This is a genomic window from Streptomyces sp. V1I1 (assembly GCF_030817355.1).
Classification (GTDB): domain Bacteria; phylum Actinomycetota; class Actinomycetes; order Streptomycetales; family Streptomycetaceae; genus Streptomyces.
The window spans coordinates 635,128-654,500 of sequence record NZ_JAUSZH010000001.1; the positions used below are offsets into that span (position 1 = coordinate 635,128).

The following is a 19,373-nucleotide window of genomic DNA, read 5'->3' on the forward strand; positions in this document are numbered from 1 at the left end:
CAGGCCCCCGGTCGGCCGCCTCGGCATCTTCGGCACGGGCTTCACCTTCGCCCTCAACCACCGGCTGATCGCGGACGAGGGCGCGACCAGCGCAGCCACCGTCGGCTATCTGCTGCCTGTGGTCTCCATCGCACTCCGGGCGATCGTTCTCGGCGAAGCGCTCACCTTGCGGGTCGTGGCGGGCATGGTCGTCGTACTCACCGGTGTCGGTCTGACGCGGTGGCAGCGGCGGACGCCGTCGGCATCGCCGCTGGTGGGAGCGGAGCAGTCCGTCGCTTCGCGGACCGCGACGCCGTGATCACAGTCGCCGGGCGGCCTGCCGTGGCCAGGGCCGCCCATTTCTGAGGCCGGAGGCAGGGCTCTGGTCGGTCCATGAACATTCAACTGACCGACCGGACAGTTCATGCAACAATGCACCGGCTGCCCCGCTACCCGCGGGTAACGTAGCCGCTCCGTCAGCATGCCCTGCCCCTGCCGTCCGCACAGGCATACGAGGAACCCATCGCGATGTCGTACTACCCCCCACAGCCCTCACATCCCGAGCAGCCGGGCCACCCCCACCAGGCCTGGCAGGCGCCGCCGGCCGAGCCACCGGCCGATCCGCGCCACGGCATACGGGCGTTGAGTGCCGCCTACCGCCGGCTGCGCCGGGTCGCGACACTGACGGCCCTCGGGTACTTCGTACTGTTCCTCATACTCTCCGCCTACGCGCCGGGGCTGATGACGGGCAAGATCACCGGCGGCCTCAACGTCGCCCTGCTGCTCGGCCTGATCCAGCTCCCCGTCACCCTGATCGCCGTTGCCGCGTACGAGAAGTCCGCGCGCCGCCGGGTCGACCCGCTCGCCGAAGCCGTGCGCCTCGAGGCCGCCCCGACCACCCAGGGAGCACGCCGATGACCGGATTCAGCTCCGAGGCCCAGACCATGTCGTTCGTCGCCTTCATCGCGGTGACCACAGTGACCCTGCTGCTGTGTGTGATGACGGGGCCCGACCGCGACGACCTGGACGAGTTCTACACCGGCTTTCGCTCCCTGTCCCCGGTGCAGAGCGGCCTCGCCATCGCCGGCGACTACATCTCCGCCGCGAGTGTGCTGGGCACCGTCGGAGTGATCTCGCTGCTCGGCCAGGACGGTCTTGTACTGGCCCTCAGCACCGCTCTCTCCCTGGTGCTGCTGATGTTCCTGTTGGCCGAACCCCTGCGCAACGCGGGCCGGTTCACCATGGGCGACGTGCTCACCCGGCGCGCCCCCAGTTCAGCCGTCCGCATCACCGCGTGCCTGGTCACCCTTATCGCCCTCTTCCCCCTGCTGATCTTCCAACTGGCGGGCGCCGGCGATCTGCTGGCCTTCGTCCTCGGCATCAACGCCGCGGGCTTCAAGACCGGCTCCATCGTGCTGCTCGGCCTCCTGATGATCATCTACGCGGCCATCGGCGGTATGAAGGGCACCGCCTTCATCCAGATCGTGAAGACTGTGGTGCTGCTCGCCGCGGCCACCGCCATCGCCTCGCTCATCCTGAACCGCTTCGACTTCAGCCTTCCCTCGCTGCTGGGCGCGGCGGCACGCGGGAGCGGTGCGGGCGATGCGTATCTCGCGCCCGGGCTCCAGTTCGGCGGCGACGGGCTCGACATGATCAGCGCCCAGCTGACCGTCGTCCTCGGCGCGGCGTGCCTGCCACACATCACGATGCGTATGTTCAGCTCCCGCAGCGCACCCGCCGTGCGGCGCTCCATGTCCTGGGCCGTCTCGACCGTCGTCGTCGTGTGCCTGCTCTGCGCCGTGATCGGCTTCGGCGCCGCCGCGATCGTCGGCCACGAGCAGATCACCGCCGGCGACCCACAGGGCAAGACCTCGATCCTGCTTGTCAGCCAGGCGATCATGGGCGCCGACGTCTCCACCTTTGAAACGCTGCTGTTCACCGCCATGGCCACGGCGATCTTCCTGACACTGCTGGCGTCCGTCGCCGGCATCACGCTCGCCTGCGCCAACACCCTTGCCCACGACCTGATCACGCACGGTCTGCGCCGCAAGCAGGCTCTGCGTGACAGCACCGAGATGACCATCGCCCGGGCGACGGCGGCTGCGGTCGGCCTTACGGCGATCTTCCTCGCGGCGGCATCCCGGCATGTGAACCTGCAGGCGATGGTCACTCTGTCCTTCTGCCTGGGCGCCTCCGCCGTCGCGCCCGCGCTCATCTACACCCTCTTCTGGCGCCGGTACAACCGCACCGGGCTGCTGAGCACACTCATCGGCGGTACGGCGAGCGTTCTGATCCTCATCACGGGGACCACGCTCGTCTCGGGTTCCGCCCAGGCGGTCTTCCCCGACAGCGACTTCACCTGGTTCCCGTACACCACGACGGGCCTTGTCTCCGTCCCCGTGGGGTTCCTCGCCGGCTGGCTCGGCACTGTCTTCGCCCGCCACAGCCCGGGGGCGCGCCGCCAGGAGGAGTACGACTACGACGCGGTCGAGGCTTCCATCCTGGCCGACGCCGCACGACCGAAGGGCTGATCACCGACTGACTCGTACACCCGTAGCCACGATCGGAGTCGTACCCATGGCACGTACCTTCTCGGTCTCGGACAGCATCGTCATCGACGCCGCACCCTCGACGATCTACGCACAGGTCAGCAACCCCGCGCTGATGGGCCACTGGAGCCCGGAGAACCGGGGCGCGACGGTACTCGACGGCGCTGAGGGGGCGTACGTGGGCATGGTCTTCAACGGCTACAACAAGCGCGGGCCGATGCGCTGGACCACGCGGTGCACGGTGATTGCGGCGGATCCCGGTGAGCGGTTCGCCTTCCGGGTGCGTGCGATAGGGCGGCGCCGGCCTGTGCTGCCCGGTCGCATCGCCACCTGGGAGTACCGCTTCGAGGCCGTCGACGGCGGCACCAGGGTGACCGAGACCTGGACCGACGACCGGCGTGCCTGGCCCGATGCACTGGCCCATGCCTTCGACAGGATGGCCACCCGGGGGCACACGTTCGCCGACTTCCAGCGCCGCAATATCCGCACCACCCTGGACAACCTGAAGCAGGCGATGGAGGCGGCGCCGGCCAAGGACTGACCGGTCGGCTGCGCTCAGTCGGTGGAGAGTCCGGCCGCGGACTCGGCGAGTGCGTCGAGGACCGGCCGGAACAGCGGGTGCGCTTCCGCGCCTCGGCGTACGGCGGCGAAGACCCGGCGGGTCGCGGCCGGGCCCGCCACCGGCCGTACGACGGTGTCCTTCAACTCCATCCCGCGCAGCGCCGAGCGGGGCACCAGCGCCACCCCGGCGCCCGCTCCGGCGAGTGCGACGACGGCGCGGAAGTCGTCCGAGGAGTGCATGAGGCGGGGCTGGAAACCGGCGAGTTCGCAGGCGAGCAGCACCATGTCGTGGCAGGGGTTGCCGGGATACGGACCGATCCAGTCGCTGTCCGCGAGCTCGGCAAGCGCGACTCGATCGGCCGCGCCGAGGGGGTGGCCGGCATGCAGCACGGCGTCGAAGGGCTCCGCGTACAGCGGCACGCGCGCCAGGCGCCGGTCGTCCTCGCGGGGCGCTCCCCGGTACTCGACCGCGACGGCCAGATCCGCCTCGCCGTCGAGCACCAGCGGCAGGCTCTCGTCACCCTCGGCGTCCCGTACGCGTACCCGGATGCCCGGGTGCTCCACGGCGAGACGCCCTATGGCCGGGGCGACGACCTCGGCGATGCCGGTGGCGAACGCGGCGACCGTGACCTCGCCGGCCGCGCCGCCCGCGTAGGCCGCGAGCTCCGCCTCGGCCCGCTCCAGCTGGGTCAGAACCGCGTTGGCGTGCTCCAGCAGGATTTCTCCGGCCGCCGTGAGCCGTACGCCTTTGCCGCTGCGGGTCAGCAGGGTGTGGCCGGTCTCCTGTTCCAGCGCGGCGAGCTGCTGGGAGACGGCAGAGGGGGTCAGATACAGCGCTGCGGCCGCGGCGGTCACCGTTCGGTGGTCCGCCGCGGCACGCAGGATACGCAGCCGGCGGGGGTCGATCACCCAGCCATTGTCGCCCGCGCGTCGACGAAGGCCGCCACCGCCCGCTCGACGTCCTCGGTGGAGTGCGCCGCGGAGAGCTGGACGCGGATCCGGGCCTGGCCCATCGGGACGACGGGGTACGAGAAGCCGATGACGTACACGCCGCGCTCCAGCAGGAGTTCGGCCATCCGGCCGGCCTCGGCGGCGTCGCCGATCATGACGGGGGCGATGGCGTGGTCGCCGGGAAGGATCTTGAAGCCCGCCGCGGTCATCTTCGTACGGAAGAGCGCGGTGTTCGCGTTCAGCCGCTCGCGCAGGTCACCGGCCGACTCCAGCAGGTCGAGGACCTTGAGGGAGGCGGCGGCGATCACCGGGGCGAGGGAGTTGGAGAAGAGGTACGGGCGGGAGCGCTGGCGCAGCAGGGCGACGATCTCGGCGCGCGCCGCGACATAGCCGCCGGACGCGCCGCCGAGCGCCTTGCCGAGGGTGCCGGTGATGATGTCGACGCGGTCCATCACGCCGTGCAGCTCGGGGGTGCCCCGGCCGCCGGGGCCGACGAAGCCGACTGCGTGCGAGTCGTCGACCATGACCATCGCGTCGTAGCGGTCGGCGAGGTCACAGATCTCGGCGAGGGGGGCGACATAGCCGTCCATGGAGAACACGCCGTCGGTGACGATGAGGCGGCGGCGGGCGTCCTGGGTCTCCTTGAGCTGCTGCTCGAGGTCGGCGAGGTCGCGGTTGGCGTAGCGGTGGCGGCGGGCCTTGGACAGGCGGATGCCGTCGATGATGCTGGCGTGGTTCAGGGCGTCGGAGATGACCGCGTCCTCGGGGCCGAGGAGGGTCTCGAAGACGCCGCCGTTGGCGTCGAAACAGGAGGAGTAGAGGATCGTGTCCTCCTGGCCGAGGAACGCCGACAGGCGTGCCTCGAGCTCCTTGTGCACGTCCTGGGTGCCGCAGATGAAGCGGACGGAGGCCATGCCGTAGCCCCAGCGGTCCAGCGCTTCCTTGGCGGCGGCGACGACCTCGGGGTGGTCGGCGAGACCGAGGTAGTTGTTGGCGCAGAAGTTGAGCACGTCACCCGAGGCGACGGAGACGGAGGCGTTCTGCGGGGTGCCGATGACCCGCTCCGGCTTGTAGAGACCGGCGGCGCGGATCTCGTCGAGGGTGGTACGGAGGTCGTCGCGGACGGACGCGTACATGGTGGGGCTCCTTAACGAAAAGCTTCAGACGGTCCAGTCGAGGATGATCTTGCCGCTGCGGGCGGTGGCGGCCTCGTCGAAAGCGGCGTCGAAGTCCTGGTAGCCGTAGCTGCCGGTGATCACCGGGGTGAGGTCGAGGCCGCCTTCGAGCAGGACCGTCATCGCGTACCAGGTCTCGAACATCTCGCGGCCGTAGATGCCCTTGATGGTGATCATCGAGGTGACGATCTTCGACCAGTCGACGGCGAACTCGTCCGCGGGCAGGCCCAGCATGGCGATGCGGCCGCCATGCGTCATATTGGCGACCATGTCGCGCATGGCCTCGGGGCGGCCGGACATCTCAAGGCCGATGTCGAAGCCCTCCTTGAGCCCGAGCTGCCGCTGCGCCTCGGCGATGTCGCTCTGGGCGACGTTCAGCGCGAGGGTGGCACCGGCCTTGCGGGCCAGTTCCAGGCGGGGCTCGCTGACATCGGTGATGACGACATTGCGCGCGCCGGCGTGCCGGGCAACGGCTGCGGCCATGATGCCGATCGGGCCCGCGCCGGTGATCAGTACGTCCTCGCCGACCAGCGGGAACGAGAGCGCGGTGTGCACGGCGTTCCCGAACGGGTCGAAGATCGCGGCGATGTCCAGGTCGACCGTGGTTCGGTGCACCCAGACATTGGACGCGGGCAGCGCCACGTACTCGGCGAACGCGCCGTCGCGGCCGACGCCCAGGCCGATGGTGCTGCGGCACAGATGGCGGCGGCCGGCGAGACAGTTGCGGCACTTGCCGCAGACCAGATGGCCCTCACCGCTCACCACGTCGCCGACCGCGATGTCCTGGACGTCAGCGCCGACCGCGGCGACCTCGCCGACGAACTCGTGGCCGAGGACGCGGGGCGTGCTGACGGCCTGCTGGGCCCAGCCGTCCCACGACCTGATGTGCAGGTCGGTGCCGCAGATCCCGGTGCGCAGCACCTTGATCAGCACGTCAGCGGGGCCGGTCTCCGGCTCCGGCACGTCCATGAGCCAGAGGCCTGGCTCGGCGTGCTGCTTGACAAGTGCCTTCATCGGGGCGGCTCCAGCATCGTGGTGGGGGTGACCGAGGGCGGGTGGACCTGCACCAATCTGCCCATCGGTGACTTCAGAGTCCATCGAGGATTTCTTAAGCGGGCCAACAGCGCAGCTTCATGCCGCTCCGGTGGGGGCGGGGGGAACGACATGAGCAACACGTTGCCCGGGAACAGGGGCCGCACAAGGCAAGGCTTCACCGAACTCCGGCGCGGACCACTCGATCAGCCGCGGGTCTCGGTCGCACCGCATCCGGGAGCCACTCGGGTCCTCAGGCGGGGCGGCCCAGTTCCTTGCGGAAGAGGTCCAGGACGTTGCCGAGCAGGCCCGCCTCGCCCTCCGCCCGCCACCGGCCGACCCACGTGTGAGCCGTGGCCCGCGAGATCCCCATCTCAGCAGCCACGTGAGCGACCGGCCGTCCAGAACAGACACGTTCAACCAGCAGCCGCCTCCCAAAGACGGTCAGCCGGGCATTACGGTGGGACACGAAGGCCTCCGTGCGGTGAAGATTCGACACCTCCACCACACACGGAGGCCTTCGCCATGATCAAGAACTGCGACTCAACAACGCTCGTGATCAATACACCTAGGTCGTTCAACGGGCGGCGGGCGACCGGTTTCAGGTGACGCGTGGGCGCCGCCGTGGGTGTACGGCCTGCTCGGCTCCGGCGGCCGTCGCAGCGCCGGTCAGTCGCCGCCGCGGATGCGGCGGGCGCGACCCGTGGTTCCGCCGCTCTGGCGCGATACCCGCGCCTCCATCAGGTTGGGGAGGTCGGCGGCCGAGGCGTCAGCCCGTCGGTCGGTCAGCGCGCTGACCTGGGCGCGCAGGCTCTGGTTCTCGGTGTACAGATCGGCGAGCGCCCTGACTTTCGTACGCACCACCCAGGGGTCGACGGGCTTGACCAGGAAGTCGGAAACCCCGAGATCGTAGGCTCGGGCGGCCAGTTCGTCGTCCCTGCCGAGGCCGGTCATCAGCACGACAGGCAAATTGCGGGTGTGGTCGAGGCGTTTGAGATAGGCGAGCACTTCCAGGCCGTCCATCTGCGGCATCACGACGTCGAGGATGACCACTCCTATGCCGCCGCGCAGGACGGTCTTCAGCGCTTCGTCCCCGCTGTGTGCCCGTACCACCGGACGCCCCACGGGGCGTAACAAGCTCTCTATCGCGAAGAGGTTGTCCTCGCGATCGTCCACCACAAGGATCTTCAAGGCACAGCCCACGTCCCCATTTGTGCCTCCCTCGACAGTCGGCCACATCAGCGTACGCCGCGCGCTCAGGCGAGGGGCCACGTCCGTGCCCTTCGCCTCCCGCGCGGGCTTCGGGCGTAGGGGCAGTATGAAGCTTCGGGCGGCGTGAAGCACCAGGCGTGAACGCGCCCCTTTGTCCAGTTTTCCGAAACGGCAAGTTTCAGCAGCGTCCCGTACGGACCACCGGGACCCGGCTGCTCCGGTGGTCCGGCGGTCGTCAGCCCACAGGCCCCGCCTTTCTGATGCGCAGTCGCCTGAGCAGGCCGCGTCCGTACGGACTTCGGCGCACCGGCATCAGCCGGGGGCGCCTGGGCACTGCCTCACCCTTGAACCCGGCGTCGCTCTTCGCGGCGGGCCGTGGCGCCGGGCGCCACTCGCGCGCCTCCCGGAGTGCCTGGGCCAGGCTCACTCGGTGCCAGAGGATCTCGTCCGGGTGGTCCGCCAGGAGCAGCCGCTCCACCATCTCCCTCCCGGCCTGCGATTCCGGGCGGGCCGGGACGAGTTCGGGCCGGAGCACCCGCAGATGCGAGCGTTCGTAGGGATCGGGCACCACCTCCGCCACGGCGACGGGGTCGAGTACCGAGGCGATCGCCGCGGCCCGCTCCCAGGAGTCCTCGGTCCTGCGCAGCAGCAGTCCGAGCCGTCGGCCCCGCCAGTTCCGTGCGCGCCGGTCCTCGCCCATGTCCAGCATCGTCCGCAGCGCCGGTGGGGTCCTGCCGCTGAGCAGGGTGGGATGGGCGAGGGCGAATTCGCTGAGTTCTTCGGCCAGATAGAGCCAGACGACCGCGCGGTAGCGGTTGAGATAGAACCGGATCGGGATGAGATGGCCCGTGCGGGCGAGCCGGGTGAACCGCGCCGGGCTGATCGAGATGAGCCGCGCGCCCTCGACCGTGCCCACGGTCCTCACCCGTTCCCGCAAGGCGTCCGGGAATCCTTCCGACCTGCGCAGCCGGTCGACCTCCTGCCGGTCGATCCGTGGCGGGCCGCCGCTCGCACCGGGAGTGGTGCGGATGTGGCCCAGCTGGACCGCGAGATCCAACTCGCCCCGCTTCAGGTTCAGTTCATGAGCGGCCCGGCCCAGTGCCAGACTGCCCACCGCCGGGCCGCCCGCCGCCGGACTGCCCGGTGCGTGCGGTGCGTGCGGTGCGTGCAGTGCGTGCAGTGCGTGCAGTGCGTGCAGTGCCAGACTGCGCGTCGATGCTTCCTTCACCGTCATGACGGTCTCACCCGTGAGGTGTCAATACTCTCGGTGACGACCGTAGCCCGACTGAGGCACATCCCGCCCGGCCTGTGGACAACTCCACTGACCGGGCCATGCCCAGCCGAATTCCCGCAGCTCAGTGGGCAGTTCCGCCCGGCTGCCTGGCCTCGACACCCAGGTGCTCGCCGACTCGGTTCACCATCAGCGTCATCTCGTACGCCACCTGACCGACGTCCGCCTCTGCCGCGCTGAGTACACAGAGGCAGCTTCCCTCGCCGGCCGCCGTGACGAAGAGCAGTGCTTCGTCGAACTCGACCATGGTCTGCCGCGCCTTGCCCGCGCGGAAATGACGTCCGGACCCGCGCGCCAGGGAGTGCAGACCGGACGAGACAGCGGCGAGATGTTCCGCGTCCTCCCGCGCCAGTCCCGTGCTCGCTCCGGTCACCAGACCGTCGTTCGACAGCACCAATGCGTGACGTATGTGCTCGATCCTCTTCGTCAGGTCGTCCAGAAGCCAGTCAAGGCCCTTGTCCAACGCCATGGTTGGTCCTCCCCGCTCATACGTTCCCCGTGGCCGCGCGTCGTCCGTAAGCCTTTCGTACGGGGGACGACACGGCAAGGTGCAGCTAGCCGACCGAATCGAGCAGCCGGGCCGTGTGCATCCGGCTGGCATATTCGACCAGTCGTACGAGCACTTCTTTCCCGGAATCGCGATCACGCGCGTCGCACAGCACCACAGGTGTCCCGCGATCGAGATCGAGGGCGCGTGAGACTTCGTGCGCGCCGTAAGTGCGGGCTCCGGCAAAGCAGTTGACCGCGACGACGAACGGGATGCGGCGGTGCTCGAAGTAGTCGACAGCGGGAAAGCAGTCCACGAGGCGCCGTGTGTCGGCGAGGACGACGGCTCCCAGGGCGCCCTGCGACAGTTCGTCCCACAGGAACCAGAAGCGGTCCTGCCCCGGGGTGCCGAAGAGATAGAGGGACAGGCCGGAGCGGATGGTGATGCGTCCGAAGTCCATGGCGACAGTCGTAGTGGTCTTCTGGTCGACTCCCCCGGTGTCGTCGACGGTACGGCCCACCTGGCTGAGGTGTTCCTCGGTGCGCAAGGGCCGTATTTCACTTACCGCGCCGACCAGGGTGGTCTTGCCGACGCCGAAGCCGCCGGCGACCAGTATTTTCAGCGCGAGGGCGGTGGACTCCCCACCGGTGCCGTGAGAGCTCTCGGAGGCCATCGGTCACTTCTCTCGGATCAGCAATTTCTCAGGGTTGGCGCATGCCAGTACTGCCATTAGTGCCAGTACTTCGAGTACGCAGACAGCATGGCAAGAGCGGCCCTCCCCGGAGGGAAGGGATCGCTTTTAGAGCGTTGTGACTGTTCCGGGCCCATTCGATGCCCATTTCCGCAGTCCTTCTGCAGTCCTTCTGCAGTCCTTCCACAGACATTCCTGCTGCCAGTCCATGCTCCGGAGGGCCTCGACCGGCAAGGCCGGATGGATATTCGCTGGCGGCTGCCGCCGGATGTGCCGAGGATCGGGTCATGCCCTTCTTCCTTTCGACCGACCGTCTGACGCTTCGCCCTTTCAGCGAGGCCGACGTGGACCATCTGTTCGACCTCGACAACGATCCCGAGGTCATGCGTTTCATCAACGGAGGCCGGCCGACCACCCGCGAGGCGGTCGAGGCCGAGTCCCTGCCGCGGTTCCTCCGTCACTATCCGTGCATCGACAACCGCGGCTACTGGGCGGCCGAGGAGCGGACCACCGGCGAGTTTCTGGGCTGGTTCGAATTCCGGCCCCGGGACGACCACAGTGCCGCCGTGGTGGAACTCGGTTACCGGCTGGGCAGGGGCGCCTGGGGACGCGGCTATGCGACCGAAGGTTCAATCGCCTTGATCCGCAAGGGGTTCACAGAGCTCGGCGTGGAGCGGGTGACCGCGAACACGATGACGGTCAACGCCCGTTCGCGGCGTGTGATGGAGAAAGCGGGCCTGAGCTATGTCCGGACCTTCTTCGAGGAGTGGCCGGAGACCATCGAAGGCTCCGAAGAGGGTGATGTCGAGTACGCCCTGACCAGGGCCGACTTGGCGCGTACACGCTAGAGGGCCCTCAAGCCCTCGATCACCTCCCTGAGGATCTTCTCGTCGGGCAGCTGAGCGGGCGGTACGGGACGGCTGACCCGGACATAGCCCGCTTCGAGGAGATCGCCGAGAAGCACCCGTACGACACCGACCGGCAGATCGGCGTCGGCGGCGAGTTCCGCGACGGACTGGGTCTCGAGGCGGCACAGCGTGAGCAGTGCGCGGTGTTCGGGGCCGAGGAGGCACTCCTCGGCGGCGCCGGGCGCGTCGGCCGCAATGTCGACGAGTGCGATCAGGTCGAACCGTACGTTGCTGGGGCCCGGCTTGGTCCGCCCGCCGGTCATCGCGTACGGACGGACCAGCGGGCCGGCTTCGGCGTCGTACCACTGGCTGCCGACAATGCCGGCCATGTCTGATGTGTCGGTCATGTTGGTCACGTCGCGATGATGCGCGGCGGGGTGCGCAAATGCTCGCCGACACGTTTGACAAGTCGCGCCATTTCATAGGCGATCAGGCCGACGTCGGCGACGACGGAGGTGAGTACGGCGAGGCAGGACCCGTCACCCGCGGCCGCCACGAAGAGGAAGCCGTCATCCATCTCCACCATCGTCTGGCGTACGCCCCCGGCGTGAAAGTGGCGTCCCGCTCCCTTTGCGAGGCTGTGGAATCCGGAGGCGACGGCTGCCAGATGCTCGGCGTCCTCGCGGGTCAGCGCGGTCGAAGCGCCCACCGGCAGGCCGTCGTTGGACAGCACGACCGCGTGGCGGACTTCGCCGACGCGCAGGACGAGGTCGTTCAGCAGCCAGTCGAGGTCGCCCAAGGTGTGGCGGGCTTCGACTGTCTCGTGCTCGGTCATGGTCTGTCTCCTTCGCTGCCGGGTGCGGCGGTGCCGGGGGCGGCGGTTCGAGGCGCGGACGGGCGAGGCAGGGACGTACGAGGCGCCGACGTGCGAGGTGCTGCCATGCCACGCGCAGCCGTGCCTGGAGCCGCGCCGCCGCCCCTGGTCCAGCCGTTGCGGTACGCCGTCATTCGGTCGCGTACCTGTTCTGGGGTGCGTTCCGGGGATTCCTCCGCGCCCGTTGCCTGGTCCTCCGGCTCCTGGGCCGGGGGCTGTTCGCGCAGCTGCGGGACGAGGTGCGCCTGCCTGACCCGGCGCGGGAGTTCGCCGTTCTCGGTCTGCGGCGGGGCGCCGCGCAGGCGCAGGGCTGTGACTCCAGGCGGTGTGGGAATCTCGGCCTGCGCCACGAGCGCCGGGCGGTGGGCCGGGGCCGGGACGGGTGGGCCGGTCCTGCGCGGCCCCGGTTCCGGCGGCGCGAGCGGTGCCTCGTGGCCGGGGTCCGGAGCGCCGCGGGAGTCCGCCGGGGCGGTCAGGGCGCTTTGCAGGAGTGACGTCGGCAGCAGCACGACCGCGGTCGTGCCGCCGTAGGGCGAGGTGCGCAGATGGACCTTGATGTCGCGGCGGAGGGCGAGGCGGCTGACGACAAACAGGCCGAGCCGGTCGCTGTCGAACAGGTCGAGGGCTTCGGACTCCTCCAGGCGGCGGTTGGCTTCGGCGAGAGTTTCCTTGCCCATGCCGAGGCCGCGGTCCTCGATCTCCAGGACGTAGCCGTTGCCGACGGGTTCGCCGCTGACCCGCACCTTGGTGTGGGGCGGGGAGAACTGGGCGGCATTCTCGACCAGTTCGGCCAGCAGGTGGGTGACGTCGGCGACAGCGGCGCCGACGACGGCAGTCTCGGGGAGTTGCCGTACCTCCACGCGCGCGTAGTCCTCGATTTCCGAGACGGCGGCCCGTACGACGCTGGTCAGCGGGACGGGCATGCGCCAGGCGCGACCGGGTGCGGCGCCGGAAAGGATGATCAGGCTCTCGGCGTGCCGCCGCATACGGGTGGTGAGGTGGTCGAGCCGGAACAGGTCGCCGAGTTCGTTCGGGTCGTCGGCGCGGCGCTCCATCGTGTCGAGCAGGGTGAGCTGGCGGTGGACCAGGATCTGGCTGCGGCGGGCGAGGTTGACGAAGACCCCGGAGATGCTGCCGGCGAGCTCGGCGCGTTCGATCGCGGCGCTCAGCGCGGCCCGGTGGACGATGCCGAGCGCCTCGCCGACCTGGCCGATCTCGTCCTCGGCGGGTGGACCCGGCGGGGCTTCGGCCTGGATGTCGATCTCTTGGCCGGTACGCAGTCGGCGCATGGCGTGCGGCAGCCTTTGCCGGGCGATCTTGAGTGCGCCGTTGCGCAGGCTGATCAGTTCGACGACGAGGACGCGGCCGATGCGTACGGAGATGATCAACGAGGCGGTGACAGCGGCGAGTCCGAGGAGCACGGCCGCACCTGCCGGGGTGAGGATGCCGCCCGTGACGGGGTCCGCCCTGTCTGCGGCGCTGCCGCGGGCGTCCGTCTCGATGGCGCGTATGCCGTCCGCGACGGTGGTACGGGCCTTGTCCCACGCCGTGGCCGGGACGATCTGGGCCGCCTTGCGGCCCGCGGGGGCGGTGACCACCTTGTCCTCGGCCGTCTGCAACTGCCGGTAGGCGCTCTGCCTGGCGAGTTCAAGCCAGGCGGCGCGCTCGGGGCCGCGCAGGTCGGTGACGGTCGATTCGGTGAGGCTTCTGCGGGTCGAGACGGCTCCGGTGAACCGCCGCAGGCGTTCCGTGGCCATGGAGTTGCTGAGCTGCGCCGAGGTGAGGAGCGCGTCCTCCTGGGCGAGCATCTCGCCGGCCCGGGCGAACTCCAGCAGCACGCGGGCATCGGAGCCCGGTCCGGCGTCCTGGATGCCTGCGAGTGCGCCGGAGACGCCGAAGGCGGCGGTGACGGTGGCGGTGTACTGCTCGTACGTGGTGTTCCAGGGGGCCTTGCCGCTGACGACGGCGGTACGGAGGGTGCGCAGTTTCTCCGCGCGGGCGACGAACTGGTCGAGCCGTCCCGCCACGCCGGCCGGGATGCCGCCGCCCGCGGCGACCGTCGTCCGGTCGTCGAGACGCAGTTTGCTCACCGCGTCGTCGGTGCGCCGTGCCTCCTGCTGCACTGCGGCGGCGCGTTCGTCCGAGGGAGCCGCCACCTGACGTACTGCCGCGCGCCGTTCGTCCTGCAGGGCGGCGACGGCGACGGCGACGGGTTCGCGGATCTGGGCGTCGACGCGCTGCAACTGGCTCAGCCGCGACACCTCTTGGGCGGTGCTGACCGTGGCGAACCCCCACAGGGCAAGCAGCGAGACGACCGGCACCATCAGCAGGGAGATGATCTTCGCTCGTACGGTTCTGGGGCGCGGTAGCCATCGTCCGCGTACGACAGCGGGGGGCGGGGGTATGTCCGGTGGCTCCTGTCCGGCGTGTTCGACTGCGGGCGGCCCTGCGTGCGCCCGTCGTCCGCGGGCTGCCGACGCGGGCGCGGGCGGCAGTGGGGGCGGCGACGCTGTCGGGTCGGCGCCCGGGGTCCTGCGGGGTGTGCGCATGGCCTCCTCGTTCCGGTTACGGGGCTGGGGGTGCGGCAGCCGGGTCGGTTAGGCGGTGGCAGAGGTCGCGGTGCCCGTGGTGCTCGCGGCGGGTTCGGTGCTCGCCAGAGACTCGGCGGCGGGGGCTTCGGTCGGCCGCTCGGCCGAGGTGTACGCGGCGCGTTCGCGTGCCGTCGGGGAGAGCGCGACGAATGCGGAGGTGACGAAGAGGTACGACCCGAGGCCGACGGCGAGGGGGAAGATGAATTGCATCGCCGTGGCCCCGGGCAGTTGGGTGCCGGAGGGCTCGACCCGCACGCTGACCGCGAGCATTCCGGTGTAGTGCATGCTGCTGACCGCCGCGCCCATGACGAGCGAGGCGACCGCGACCGCCACCGGCGACTTGATGTTGAGCGCCGCCCACAGGGCCGCGGTCGCGGCGACCACGGCGATGACGACCGAGAGCACGATGAGCAGCGGGTCGTAGTGCACCGTGCCGTGCAGCCGGAGGGCGGCCATACCCAGGTAGTGCATGCTGGCCACGCCGACCCCGGTGGTGAGCCCGCCGACCAGCAGCGACCTCGCGCGGTCGCGGCCGAAGCCGACGCAGAACACTCCGGCGCCGACGACCAGCATGGCGACGAGCAGGCTGAGGATGGTCAGCGGCACGTTGTAGCGGATGTCGGTGCCGCGCACTGCGAAGCCGAGCATCGCGACGAAGTGCATCGTCCAGATGCCGGTCCCGATCGCCGATGCGGCGGTGATCAGCCAGTTGCGACGGGAGGGGCCGCTCGCATCCAGCGCGCGTACGGTGCAGCGCAGCCCGAGGGCGGCGCCGATGACGGCCATCGCGTACGACAGCACGGGAGTCAGCAAGCCGAAGGCGGCGTGGTCCAGGTGTCCCATGGCTCAAGGACGCTAGACCCGCAGGGGGCGCGCGCAAGGGGCGCATTTCGAAAGGTGATGGAATATGACAGAGAGATGTTTCAGAACGATCGTGCCGCGCTCGAACGTGTGCGCCGTACGGTCGGGTGAGCCGCTGGGGGATCATGTCCTCATGGCCGACGACCACACACATGTGCAGGAGTTCTTCGGCGCCCGCGCCGCGGACTGGGACAGGCGCTTCCCCGGCGACGGCCCGGCCTACGCCGCCGCCGTCGCCGAGCTCGGGCTGCGCCCCGGAGACGCGGTGCTCGACGCGGGCTGCGGCACGGGCCGCGCGCTGCCGCCCCTGAGGTCCGCCGTGGGACCGCAGGGCGTGGTCATCGGGGCGGATCTGACACCCGCGATGCTGGATGAGGCACTGCGCGCCGGGCGAGGCGACAGCGGGCAACTGCTGCTCACCGATGTGGCCAGGCTGCCGATGCGCACCGGGTCACTGGACGCCGTGTTCGCCGCCGGCCTGATCGCTCACCTGCCCCAACCGGATGTGAATCTGCGGGAGCTGGCCCGGGCGGTGCGGCCGGGCGGAAGGCTGGCGCTCTTCCACCCCATCGGCCGCGCGGCCCTCGCCGCCCGTCAGGGCAGGCAGATCACCGACGACGATCTGCGCGCCGAGCCCGTCCTCCGTCCGCTGCTGGCCGGTTCGGGCTGGCGGATGATCTCGTACGTCGACGAGGAAGCCCGCTTCCTCGCACTTGCCGTTCGTCAGGACTGAGCCGCGAACGGCCGCTGCGGGCCGAGGAGTTGGACGATCCCTTCCGCCGCGGCATCCTCACCATCGGGCGTGCCACGAGGGAGGCGGAGCTGAAGTGGCTGCGTACCACGATCGACTCCATCGCCCCGGGACGCCGGTACTGACGTAGTCAGGCCCAAGTCCGCGCAGCAATGACAGACTTGGAAGATCGGCGGCGGACGCGCCGCCCTGGGGAGAGGTGGTCCGGGTGTTCAACAGACTCCGCAGGCTCCGCAAGTTCCTCGCGTACCGCCCCGAGTACCGCGAGCAGACGGCGGCTGGCCGCGTCCGGCCGCGTCAGCACAACATCTTCGAGGCCGCGGCCGTCTATGTGTCGGGGTGCGCGGAGGACGATCAGGAGCAGATAGACGAGGCGGTGACCTGGGTGTCCCCCGAGGCGCTCTCCTTCGGGATCAACGAGCTGGCCTGCCGCGCGGTCATCGCCCTCGCCCGCGAGCGGGACGAGTCCCCGCAGACGGTGGCGCGTAGTCTCCTCGGCCTGCCCGCCGCGTGACGTCGGTCAGGGACAGGTCGTACCGGGCGAGCGCCTGGGCCGGGAGCAGTCCGGCGCGCTGGGCGTAGGCGAGGCGTTCCTTGACCTCGCGGACGGTACGCGGCCGATAGCCGGGGCCGCCGCAGCAGCCCTGCCGGAAGCGGAGGCCCGCGCTCAGCACGGCGGAGAGTGCGCGCCAGCCTGCAGTGTCACGGCGACGCGGCACCGCGAGGGCCGAGCCCGCGTTCAGCAACACGCCGCCGCATCGCGGGCAAAGCTCCGTACGGACCCTCGCGTAGTCCGGCGCCTTCTTGAAGGAGGCCCGGCAGGGCAGGCAGACGAAGTGGTGACGGGCTGCGGGCATGATGCGTGCCAGGCGTCGCGGGGCTGGGGGCACCTCCCAGGCGAAGCTCTGGGGGAGGGACTTCTAAAGCACGCCCCAGGACCCCGGCGCGGAACAGGCCGAATCATTTTCGCCACGCAGGCCCTCGACTACCGGGTTACCCACTGGTTAAGGTGCGCCGACGAACGTTCGGATGGGGGGAGGGTGACGTGGCCGGGACGGACGACGCCGTCGACGACGACGCGCTGTATGTGCTGACCGCGGTCCTGCTGACGCCGGCGCAGTTCCCGAGCGTGCTCGGCGACGACTTCCCGGCCGCGTGCGCGGCGCTGGGCCTCGAGCCGTACGCCGAGGGGTACGGACTCGTGCTCGGCCAGGACGCCGAGGGCGCGCGGTGGACGGTCGTGGTCGACGATGTGTCGCTCGTCGCCGTCGCGATCGCGTCCTGGGACTGCGGGATGGAGTACGACCTGTCCCCCAGCGAGCGCACGGTGGTCGCCGCGCTCCCGGGCTGGCCGCTGGCCGTCGCGGTCGCGGCGCCCGGCGTGCCCGCGCCCCACGATCCGGCGCCCGAAGAGGGCGACCGGCCACCATTGGCGCCGCCCGACACTGATGTGTGGGGGCCCGCGCAGCGTCGGCTGGGGGCCGACGAGATCGCGCTCCAGTGGGCGGAGTGGCGGCAGCAGCTCGACGACGAGGTGCCGGCGTCGTCGGACACGCCCGACGACGAACGGGAGCAGTCGCACGAGGGTGTACGGCGGGTGCTGAAGGAGGCCCACGGCTATGTGGCGTCGCCCCCGCCGACCGGGCGGGTCCGCTCCACCTTCGCACCCGGCGGGGCGCGGACGCTGCGCGCCGACGGTCCTGGCTGGTCCCTGGTCGCCAGGACCGACGACATCGCTTTCGTGCTGCTGGACGAGGAGCCGTGCGAGGTACTGCCGGTGGGCCGCGGACCGGAACTGCCGGCGCTGCTGGAGGCGCTGGACAAGATGGCCGTGCGCCCGGCCTGAGCCCCCGGCCGGCTGTAGCTTGGCGATTGCGATCCGGTGCTGATCGCCGGGGCTGCCTTGGCAGGCGGTGCCGGGAAGCTGCGAAGCGAGAAACGCGGGTGACCCCACCGCTTCCAGCGGCGGGGTCAGGCGCGCGCATGTCGGGTCCCCCGGCTACCGCCCTGGCACAGGCGTGGACCGAGGGCTCCGGATCAGCGGCCGATCTCCTTGCGGGAGACACGGCGCAGCCTGCGGCGCTGGCTGGGGTCCAGCATCAGATACGCCGCGGCGGGCACTCCGAGCACTACCAGCAGCGCCCACCAGAATCCGATCAGCGGCATCAGGAGCAGGCCGACGGCCACTCCCCCTATGACGAGCTTTGTTCGTGTCGACATCTTCGACGCCTCCTTCGCGGCCTTGGCCGCTCCTGGCATGAGAACGTGCACGCACGTCTCACGGTTCCACTATGCGTCCGCGCGCAGCGGTTCGCCGACCTTGTGCAGGTGGGTCAGCGCCTGCCGGTAGGAGTCGACCAGCCCCGTCTCGGTGTACGAGACGGCGAGCGAGCGGCAGTGGGCGCGTACCAGCGGCTGGGCGAGCCTCAGGTGGGGACGAGGCATGCTCGGGAAGAGGTGGTGCTCGATCTGATAGTTGAGGCCGCCCAGGAACCAGTCCGTGACCAGGCCGCCGCGGATATTGCGGGAGGTGAGCACCTGCCGGCGCAGATGGCCCCAGCGCTCGCCGCTCTGCTCGTCGGGCACCTCCATGCCCTTGTGGTTCGGCGCGAAGGCCATGCCCAGGTGGAGGCCGAGCAGCATCTGGTGAACGAGCGCGAAGACGACGGCGTGGCCGAGCGGCATGGTGGTCAGCAGCAGGGTGACGTAGGCGCCGACATGGGCGAGCAGCAGCAGGCCCTCGAGGGCGCGCTCGCGCCTGGGCTGGCGTGCGCCCGCCTCCTTGGAGAAGACGGCCTGGAATCCGTAGACCTTGAGCGCGATGCCTTCGAGGGTGGTCAGCGGGAAGAACAGCCAGGCCTGGTGACGGGTGAGCCAGCCGCGGATCCCGTCGCGGCCCTTGGCCTGCTTCTGCGTGAAGACCAGGACCTCGGCGGCGACGTCCGGGTCCTTGTCCGTGTGGTTGGGATTGGCGTGGTGCCGGTTGTGCTTGTCGTTCCACCATTCCTGGCTCATGCCGAGGAGCACATTGGCGTGGATGAGCTGGATGACCCGGCTTCCCCGGCGGGCGCCGGTGATCTGGGAGTGTCCGGCGTCGTGGCCGAAGAAGGCGGTACGGGCGGACACCACTGCGAGCAGCGGCGCGAGCAGGAGCACCCACCAGGAGCCGCCGATCAGCGTCATGCCCGTGATCACAGCGGCGAGGCCGAGCAGGTTGACGGTGATGCCGCGTGTGTACCAGCCGGTGCGGCGCTCCAGGAGGCCCTGCTCCTTGACCTGCCGCAGGAGAGGCGCGAAGTCGCTCCCGGTGCTCCGCCGCGCTCCCTCGACAGGGGCAGGGGGTGCGAGGGTGGCGGTGGCCTGGGGCATGCGGGGACTCCGGTCTGTAGGCCGTGCAAAGATTTGCTTCTGCGTTGACCTCAGCAAACGTACGTTCCCGTGCCCCTTCGCGGCCATGATGCCAGCACCCGGACTTCGGCGGAGGAAGGCCCATGGGCCAAGGGTGGTGCTGACTGCACCC

At 70.1% G+C, this 19,373-nt stretch carries 21 protein-coding genes and 2 pseudogenes; 9 read left to right on the forward strand and 14 right to left on the reverse strand.

Annotated elements, in window-relative coordinates; all coding sequences use genetic code 11:
• Positions 1-25: 25 nt before the first annotated feature.
• The 4 genes from QFZ67_RS03270 to QFZ67_RS03285 all read left to right on the forward strand — a co-directional run bounded on the left by QFZ67_RS03270 (position 26) and on the right by QFZ67_RS03285 (position 3,069).
• Positions 26-298: an EamA family transporter gene (locus tag QFZ67_RS03270; protein ID WP_373430200.1), complete on the forward strand. Its 273-nt coding sequence runs from the start codon at positions 26-28 to the stop codon at positions 296-298.
• Between the two features lie 209 nt (positions 299-507).
• Positions 508-897, forward strand: a complete 390-nt coding sequence (locus tag QFZ67_RS03275; protein ID WP_307659563.1) for a DUF485 domain-containing protein — start codon at positions 508-510, stop codon at positions 895-897.
• Complete coding sequence (locus QFZ67_RS03280) at positions 894-2,510, forward strand: cation acetate symporter (protein WP_307659564.1); 1,617 nt, start codon at positions 894-896, stop codon at positions 2,508-2,510. The genes QFZ67_RS03275 and QFZ67_RS03280 overlap by 4 nt, the downstream gene beginning before the upstream one ends.
• A 46-nt stretch (positions 2,511-2,556) precedes the next feature.
• Positions 2,557-3,069: an SRPBCC family protein gene (locus QFZ67_RS03285; RefSeq protein ID WP_307659565.1), complete on the forward strand. Its 513-nt coding sequence runs from the start codon at positions 2,557-2,559 to the stop codon at positions 3,067-3,069.
• 14 nt (positions 3,070-3,083) lie between these two features.
• Here QFZ67_RS03285 and QFZ67_RS03290 read toward each other — a convergent pair whose 3' ends face one another.
• The 8 genes and pseudogenes from QFZ67_RS03290 to QFZ67_RS03325 form a co-directional block, all read right to left on the reverse strand.
• Entirely contained in the window at positions 3,084-3,998 is a 915-nt protein-coding gene (locus tag QFZ67_RS03290; protein ID WP_307659566.1) for a LysR family transcriptional regulator, read from the reverse strand.
• On the reverse strand, positions 3,995-5,176 hold the full coding sequence (locus QFZ67_RS03295) for a glycine C-acetyltransferase (protein ID WP_307659567.1): 1,182 nt from the start codon (positions 5,174-5,176) through the stop codon (positions 3,995-3,997). Before QFZ67_RS03295 ends, QFZ67_RS03290 begins: the two co-directional genes overlap by 4 nt.
• Positions 5,177-5,200: 24 nt before the next feature.
• Positions 5,201-6,229, reverse strand: coding sequence for an L-threonine 3-dehydrogenase (gene tdh / locus QFZ67_RS03300; protein ID WP_307659568.1), 1,029 nt, complete (start codon positions 6,227-6,229; stop codon positions 5,201-5,203).
• Positions 6,230-6,551: 322 nt separating this feature from the next.
• Positions 6,552-6,716: pseudogene (locus QFZ67_RS03305) on the reverse strand (helix-turn-helix domain-containing protein); the annotation flags it as partial.
• A gap of 200 nt (positions 6,717-6,916) precedes the next feature.
• Entirely contained in the window at positions 6,917-7,423 is a 507-nt protein-coding gene (locus QFZ67_RS03310) for a two-component system response regulator (protein ID WP_307659569.1), read from the reverse strand.
• 271 nt (positions 7,424-7,694) lie between these two features.
• Positions 7,695-8,693 (reverse strand): DUF6397 family protein, encoded by a 999-nt coding sequence (locus QFZ67_RS03315; protein WP_307659570.1) that lies wholly within the window; start codon positions 8,691-8,693, stop codon positions 7,695-7,697.
• 121 nt (positions 8,694-8,814) lie between these two features.
• Positions 8,815-9,219: a roadblock/LC7 domain-containing protein gene (locus QFZ67_RS03320; RefSeq protein ID WP_215096117.1), complete on the reverse strand. Its 405-nt coding sequence runs from the start codon at positions 9,217-9,219 to the stop codon at positions 8,815-8,817.
• A gap of 85 nt (positions 9,220-9,304) precedes the next feature.
• The gene (locus QFZ67_RS03325) at positions 9,305-9,910 is read right to left on the reverse strand and encodes an ATP/GTP-binding protein (RefSeq protein WP_307659571.1); all 606 of its coding nucleotides are present in this window, start codon (positions 9,908-9,910) and stop codon (positions 9,305-9,307) included.
• Positions 9,911-10,215: 305 nt separating this feature from the next.
• On the opposite strand from QFZ67_RS03325, the gene QFZ67_RS03330 reads away from it, so the two are divergent.
• On the forward strand, positions 10,216-10,776 hold the full coding sequence (locus tag QFZ67_RS03330; protein WP_307659572.1) for a GNAT family N-acetyltransferase: 561 nt from the start codon (positions 10,216-10,218) through the stop codon (positions 10,774-10,776).
• On the opposite strand, the gene QFZ67_RS03335 is transcribed toward QFZ67_RS03330, so the two are convergent.
• The 4 genes from QFZ67_RS03335 to QFZ67_RS03350 are packed head-to-tail and all read right to left on the reverse strand — an operon-like array spanning position 10,773 to position 15,084.
• Entirely contained in the window at positions 10,773-11,183 is a 411-nt protein-coding gene (locus QFZ67_RS03335) for a DUF742 domain-containing protein (protein ID WP_307665716.1), read from the reverse strand. The genes QFZ67_RS03330 and QFZ67_RS03335 overlap by 4 nt on opposite strands.
• Positions 11,184-11,188: 5 nt before the next feature.
• Positions 11,189-11,611: a roadblock/LC7 domain-containing protein gene (locus QFZ67_RS03340; RefSeq protein ID WP_307659573.1), complete on the reverse strand. Its 423-nt coding sequence runs from the start codon at positions 11,609-11,611 to the stop codon at positions 11,189-11,191.
• Positions 11,608-14,199, reverse strand: coding sequence for an ATP-binding protein (locus tag QFZ67_RS03345; RefSeq protein ID WP_307659574.1), 2,592 nt, complete (start codon positions 14,197-14,199; stop codon positions 11,608-11,610). Before QFZ67_RS03345 ends, QFZ67_RS03340 begins: the two co-directional genes overlap by 4 nt.
• 48 nt (positions 14,200-14,247) lie before the next feature.
• A complete protein-coding gene (locus QFZ67_RS03350; RefSeq protein ID WP_307659575.1) occupies positions 14,248-15,084 on the reverse strand; it encodes an MHYT domain-containing protein in 837 nt (278 codons plus the stop codon).
• A gap of 151 nt (positions 15,085-15,235) precedes the next feature.
• On the opposite strand from QFZ67_RS03350, the gene QFZ67_RS03355 reads away from it, so the two are divergent.
• The 4 genes and pseudogenes from QFZ67_RS03355 (at position 15,236) to QFZ67_RS03370 (ending at position 17,699) form a co-directional block, all read left to right on the forward strand.
• Positions 15,236-15,835, forward strand: a complete 600-nt coding sequence (locus tag QFZ67_RS03355; RefSeq protein ID WP_307659576.1) for a class I SAM-dependent methyltransferase — start codon at positions 15,236-15,238, stop codon at positions 15,833-15,835.
• Positions 15,836-15,840: 5 nt separating this feature from the next.
• Positions 15,841-15,978 (forward strand): annotated as a pseudogene (locus QFZ67_RS03360) (PadR family transcriptional regulator); the annotation flags it as partial.
• Between the two features lie 83 nt (positions 15,979-16,061).
• A complete protein-coding gene (locus QFZ67_RS03365; protein WP_307659577.1) occupies positions 16,062-16,367 on the forward strand; it encodes a hypothetical protein in 306 nt (101 codons plus the stop codon).
• A 531-nt stretch (positions 16,368-16,898) separates the two neighbouring features.
• The gene (locus QFZ67_RS03370; protein WP_307659578.1) at positions 16,899-17,699 is read left to right on the forward strand and encodes a hypothetical protein; all 801 of its coding nucleotides are present in this window, start codon (positions 16,899-16,901) and stop codon (positions 17,697-17,699) included.
• A 191-nt stretch (positions 17,700-17,890) separates the two neighbouring features.
• Here the strand turns inward: QFZ67_RS03370 and QFZ67_RS03375 are convergent, their stop codons facing one another.
• Both QFZ67_RS03375 and QFZ67_RS03380 read right to left on the reverse strand, forming a co-directional pair.
• Entirely contained in the window at positions 17,891-18,073 is a 183-nt protein-coding gene (locus QFZ67_RS03375) for a hypothetical protein (RefSeq protein WP_215094399.1), read from the reverse strand.
• A gap of 69 nt (positions 18,074-18,142) precedes the next feature.
• A complete protein-coding gene (locus QFZ67_RS03380) occupies positions 18,143-19,222 on the reverse strand; it encodes an acyl-CoA desaturase (RefSeq protein WP_307659579.1) in 1,080 nt (359 codons plus the stop codon).
• Positions 19,223-19,373: the final 151 nt, after the last annotated feature.

Bases quoted from the DNA above. Each gene is read 5' to 3' on its own strand.
- QFZ67_RS03275 (WP_307659563.1), top strand. From the start codon at position 508: ATGTCGTACTACCCCCCACAGCCCTCACATCCCGAGCAGCCGGGCCAC.
- QFZ67_RS03280 (WP_307659564.1), top strand. From the start codon at position 894: ATGACCGGATTCAGCTCCGAGGCCCAGACCATGTCGTTCGTCGCCTTC.
- QFZ67_RS03285 (WP_307659565.1), top strand. From the start codon at position 2,557: ATGGCACGTACCTTCTCGGTCTCGGACAGCATCGTCATCGACGCCGCA.
- QFZ67_RS03295 (WP_307659567.1), bottom strand. From the start codon at position 5,176: ATGTACGCGTCCGTCCGCGACGACCTCCGTACCACCCTCGACGAGATC.
- tdh (WP_307659568.1), bottom strand. From the start codon at position 6,229: ATGAAGGCACTTGTCAAGCAGCACGCCGAGCCAGGCCTCTGGCTCATG.
- QFZ67_RS03315 (WP_307659570.1), bottom strand. From the start codon at position 8,693: ATGACGGTGAAGGAAGCATCGACGCGCAGTCTGGCACTGCACGCACTG.
- QFZ67_RS03320 (WP_215096117.1), bottom strand. From the start codon at position 9,219: ATGGCGTTGGACAAGGGCCTTGACTGGCTTCTGGACGACCTGACGAAG.
- QFZ67_RS03325 (WP_307659571.1), bottom strand. From the start codon at position 9,910: ATGGCCTCCGAGAGCTCTCACGGCACCGGTGGGGAGTCCACCGCCCTC.
- QFZ67_RS03330 (WP_307659572.1), top strand. From the start codon at position 10,216: ATGCCCTTCTTCCTTTCGACCGACCGTCTGACGCTTCGCCCTTTCAGC.
- QFZ67_RS03335 (WP_307665716.1), bottom strand. From the start codon at position 11,183: ATGACCGACACATCAGACATGGCCGGCATTGTCGGCAGCCAGTGGTAC.
- QFZ67_RS03340 (WP_307659573.1), bottom strand. From the start codon at position 11,611: ATGACCGAGCACGAGACAGTCGAAGCCCGCCACACCTTGGGCGACCTC.
- QFZ67_RS03345 (WP_307659574.1), bottom strand. From the start codon at position 14,199: ATGCGCACACCCCGCAGGACCCCGGGCGCCGACCCGACAGCGTCGCCG.
- QFZ67_RS03350 (WP_307659575.1), bottom strand. From the start codon at position 15,084: ATGGGACACCTGGACCACGCCGCCTTCGGCTTGCTGACTCCCGTGCTG.
- QFZ67_RS03355 (WP_307659576.1), top strand. From the start codon at position 15,236: ATGGCCGACGACCACACACATGTGCAGGAGTTCTTCGGCGCCCGCGCC.
- QFZ67_RS03375 (WP_215094399.1), bottom strand. From the start codon at position 18,073: ATGTCGACACGAACAAAGCTCGTCATAGGGGGAGTGGCCGTCGGCCTG.
- QFZ67_RS03380 (WP_307659579.1), bottom strand. From the start codon at position 19,222: ATGCCCCAGGCCACCGCCACCCTCGCACCCCCTGCCCCTGTCGAGGGA.